Origin of the sequence: Cytobacillus spartinae, from assembly GCF_042865285.1 — a bacterium.
Taxonomy (GTDB): domain Bacteria; phylum Bacillota; class Bacilli; order Bacillales; family Cytobacillaceae; genus Robertmurraya_A; species Robertmurraya_A spartinae.
This window is the reverse complement of sequence record NZ_JBIACK010000031.1, coordinates 1-4,472: the sequence shown is the minus strand read 5'-3', so window position 1 is coordinate 4,472 and position 4,472 is coordinate 1. Positions and strand designations below refer to the sequence as shown.

The 4,472-nt window shown below is 36.8% G+C and carries 4 protein-coding genes; 3 read left to right on the top strand and 1 reads right to left on the bottom strand.

Going from position 1 to position 4,472, the window contains the following annotated elements:
* The first annotated feature begins 245 nt into the window (after nt 1-245).
* The gene (locus ACFYKX_RS27160) at nt 246-1,082 is read left to right on the top strand and encodes an ArdC family protein (protein ID WP_389365443.1); all 837 of its coding nucleotides are present in this window, start codon (nt 246-248) and stop codon (nt 1,080-1,082) included.
* A gap of 155 nt (nt 1,083-1,237) precedes the next feature.
* On the opposite strand, the gene ACFYKX_RS27155 is transcribed toward ACFYKX_RS27160, so the two are convergent.
* Complete coding sequence (locus tag ACFYKX_RS27155) at nt 1,238-2,317, bottom strand: hypothetical protein (RefSeq protein ID WP_389365442.1); 1,080 nt, start codon at nt 2,315-2,317, stop codon at nt 1,238-1,240.
* Nucleotides 2,318-3,003: 686 nt separating this feature from the next.
* On the opposite strand from ACFYKX_RS27155, the gene ACFYKX_RS27150 reads away from it, so the two are divergent.
* A complete protein-coding gene (locus tag ACFYKX_RS27150; protein WP_389365441.1) occupies nt 3,004-3,369 on the top strand; it encodes a hypothetical protein in 366 nt (121 codons plus the stop codon).
* Nucleotides 3,370-3,458: 89 nt separating this feature from the next.
* Nucleotides 3,459-3,953 carry a hypothetical protein gene (locus tag ACFYKX_RS27145; RefSeq protein WP_389365439.1) on the top strand — a complete coding sequence of 165 codons (495 nt, stop codon included), beginning with the start codon at nt 3,459-3,461 and terminating at the stop codon, nt 3,951-3,953.
* Nucleotides 3,954-4,472 lie beyond the last annotated feature (519 nt).

Genomic DNA, 4,472 nt, shown 5'->3' with positions numbered 1-4,472 from the left:
CTAACTTTTCAATCGATGGGACCCCGAACCCTTTCGATTGAAAACTAAGAAACGAGCTAGAGGTTCAAGGGGCAAAAAACTTTTTCTTCCAGGTGAAGCATTTGAAAGAAAAACTTTTTCGCTCAGAGCACCCTTGACCCCCTAGCTATGCTCATGCTTCGAGCTCCTTGTCAAAACGGGAAAAATAATCCCTTTGGAATGAATCTGCGGAATACAAAAACGAAAAGGAAAAGGAGCAAATACAAATGAACATTTATGAAATCGTTACTCAAAAAATTATGGAACAATTAGAACAAGGGGTTATTCCTTGGAGAAAACCTTGGACAAACGCAAACGCTGTAAATTGGGTTACTCAAAAGCCGTATAGAGGTATTAATACGATGCTGTTAGAGCCAGGGGAATATTGTACTTTTAAACAAATCAAAGATGCAGGGGGGAAAGTTAAAAAAGGGGCTAAATCTCACCTAGTCGTATTTTGGAAGTGGTTAGAGAAAGAAAATGAGGAAAATGGAAAAATGGAAAAAATCCCGTTCTTACGTTATTACAATGTATTCGAAATTAATACTCAAGTTGAAGGCTTAAACAGCAAAAGAACGATTGAAACATTTGACCATGACCCTATAGAAGAAGCTGAAAATATTATTAAAGGTTATGTAAATAGCCCAGATTATACATTTAACCCTGGAAAAGCTGTATATTATCCTACCCTTGATAAAATAAACTGCCCACCGATGAAAGACTTTAAACAGATTGAAGAATTTTATTGTACGATGTTTCACGAAATGATTCACAGTACAGGGCATAAAAGCCGTTTAGCCCGTCCAGGGATTACTACACATTCTGTGGCATTCGGGGATGAAGTTTACAGCAAAGAGGAATTAGTTGCGGAAATGGGCGCAAGCTTCCTGTGTAGTGTGGCAGGGATTGAGAATACAACCATTTCAAATAGTGCTTCCTATATCCAATCATGGTTAAAAGCATTAAAAGGTGATAGTCGTCTAGTTGTTCAAGCAGCTTCACAAGCTCAAAAAGCTTCAGACTACATTTTAGGAAATCAATATAAAGAAGGCGAGGAAGCTTAAGAGCTTCCTTTTTTTCTCTAAAATAAAAAGGGATAAAGGAGGGCTTGCCCATGCAAGCCTTTTATTGTTTTAAAAGCAAATGGAAACCAGCCTATCGACTGGCTTTTATCTGTTTATAAACCATTTAAAAAAGAGACCTTTTTAAGATCTCTTGTTCATTCTTCGAATATATATCTATCTTTGTCCGTTATAATTGAAAAAACTTGTTGTTTTTCTTCTTCCGTTAACTGCCCTTCTGACAATAACAAATATATTTCTTTATTATTCTCAGCAATACGTAAATACTTTTTCATTAAGTGTTTATAAAGAAAAGAAATGTCTCTTACTACTTCTCTTATATCCTGCGCTGTCGTTAAGTTAATCTCCTGATACGTATAAGCTGGATCAGGATCTTGTTGACCTAGTTGATTATGCATAATCATAATGGATTCAAAGAAAAATTTATAGATAATTTCTTCTGTCGGTACATTCTCATTTAATCCCCCTATTGGCATTGGAACAGGTGTGACAAAAGGATATACAGGTGAAAAACCATGTTTAATTTTGTTATACATATCATAACAGGTCATATCTTCTCTTGAATTTCTCACAATTGCGCTACAGATAAATTTTAGTTTATCCTCAAAAAGTTCAGTTGATTTTTGAACAGCTTTCCATACTACTTCCACTTCGTCATCAGTTGTATTGTTGATTAGCTTCTTTATTTGCCCTTTTGATTCTGGTAAGTCAAATATTTGTTTGATTTTTCTTTTTCCGTTTTTTGAATTTATAGACTCATAGAAACTGATGGGATCTGAATAGGATAAAAATGTTCTAGCAATATCTGATTGATTTATCTTGTACTCTCTACAGGCAAAACACATTCCAGCAAAATCTTCTAATATGGTTCCTAATTTTAAGATCATTTCTGAATAAAGAACTTGAAGCGTTAGAAAGTCATCTATTTCTTTATCCTCTTTGTTAAATAGATCCTCAAATGTGTTATAAAGAACTTCGATCATTTGACTTCTTTGATTGATGCCAAAATAGAATTTGCTTTGTAATAGCTGAAGTGTTTCATAACTAAATACTTTGGTTCCTTCATAAAACTCTTCTGCCTGATCAGGATAAGGGATTACCACTAAGTCTTTTGTTTTATTCTGAGGATTTGAATTGCTTTTATACCCAAATGGAACACCCATTATCTCAAGCTGTAATAACCCTTCTAAATTAAATAATCCTTTTTCATCTATCACAAACCCTTACCCCCTTATTCTCTTCTTGTTAGTAGTCTTAGTCCTCTTTTCTTACAAAGATACACTTCTTTTTTTATTTTTACTACCCCACCTTTTACATGTCCTTCAAATACCTTTTACCCCCTTTGAGCTCATGATACGGCTTGTAAGTCGTTAGGATCAGGCTTAGGCCTGGACCCACTCCAACAATCCGTACTCACCGCTGGCCCCCTACTCAACGCGCTAATCACAGACTGTAATCAGTCACTTGCTGCATCTGCAGCAAGAGCCCGAAACAGTCTGTAGATTCCAGCCTTTCGTTTAACGGAGTCCACGGAGCGTTAAATCATTTCAGGAACTACCCCTTTAAAAGATAAAAAGGATAACCGGTTTAGACCGGTTTTTTATTTTGTTCCTTTTTCCCCTTTTGCCTTCCGCATCGTAGCATGTACGCAGCGTTTCTAACTTTTCAACCGATGGGACCCCGAACCCTTTCGATTGAAAACTAAGAAACGAGCTAGAGGTTCAAGGGGCAAAAAACTTTTTCTTCCAGGTGAAACATTTGAAAGAAAAACTTTTTCGCTCAGATCACCCTTGACCCCCTAGCTATGCTCATGCTTCGAGCTCCTTGTCAAAACGGGAAAAATGATCCCCGATTTCGGGAACTGAGTTATGCGGAATACAAAAGACAAAGGAGTCGATAATCTATGACAAACATTGAAAAACTATTAAACCAAAAAGAACAAGAAGAAAGGTCCTTTTATCCTCTAATCGATTTAGAGCCGATGTTGGTTGCTGAAGTACTTCATATCATGCCTGATTTGAATGTTCCAGAGGAACTTAAAACCATTCAAGCTTATTGGAAGGATGAAGCTGAATTTTATGGGGATGTTGGGGCTTGTGTGCTAGGTGCTGGTTTTGAATTTAACTATCAGGAACAAAGGTATTTCATGCCCCCTATTAGTCGCTGGCAAGGTTCAGTTTCTTGGGAGCATTGCAAGGATGAAATAGAGAAGAAATTACTTGAAGTTGGAGCCACGGACATACACTATGATTTTGGCAGAATGGACTAGAATAAGGGGGCTTTTCCCCCTTCACTCAATATAAACGACCAAACGGATATTAACCAAAAAAATATCACTAAAAAAAGGGGAAATACAAAATGGCACAAATCAAAGGCGTAACACTAAAAGCTTTACAGACAGGAATTGGACATGATAGAGCAGGGTTTCAAGCGAATGTTTATTTTAAAAATAAGAAGATTGGTACTGTTCTAGACGATGGGTACGGAGGCTGTTTAGATATTTATATTGAAAAAGAATTCCGAGAACAATTTCAAACCGTTTGTAATGAATACAAAGACATATCCAATGAATTTTCGAACATTGAGGAAAATCTAATGTATGCCCTATATGAGCTTTCTTCTGATGAAAAACACTATAAACAAGCTTCTAAAAAAGGATATGAAGCGATTGCGGTATTTGATTATAAACCGAGAGACAAGGACGGGAATGTTGATTATTCAAAACCTATTCCCTATCCTTCAGAAGAAATTTATTCCATCCCGAAAATCAACATGATAACGGATTTAGTTTCTCAGAAAAAACCTATAAAACACACCATTTATAAGAGTCTAAGCGATTTTATTCTATCTTGATTAAAAATATAAGGGGGCTTTTCAAGGAAAGTCTCCTTCTTTTTCTCTTTTTTTAGTGATACATCATTAAAAGTCAGGTTAAACATCGTTCTCAAGGCTCATGAAACGGATTGTAAGTCGTGTGTATCAAGACACACTCCAACAATCCGTATTCACCGCTGAACCCTTACTCAACGCGCTAATCACAGACTGTAATCAGTCACTTGCTGCATCTGCAGCAAGAGCCCGAAACAGTCTGTAGATTCCAGCCTTTCGCTTAACAGGGATCACGGAGCGTAAAAACCTTCCCTGGATCTAAATTCTAAAAGACGAAAAGGATAACCGACTTAGGCCGGTTTTTTATTTTGTTCCTTTTTCCCCTTTTGCCTTCCGCATCGTAGCATGTACGCAGCGTTTCTAACTTTTCAATCGATGGGACCCCGAACCCTTTCGATTGAAAACTAAGAAACGAGCTAGAGGTTCAAGGGGCAAAAAACTTTTTCTTCCAGGTGAAGCATTTGAAAGAAAAACTTTTTCGCT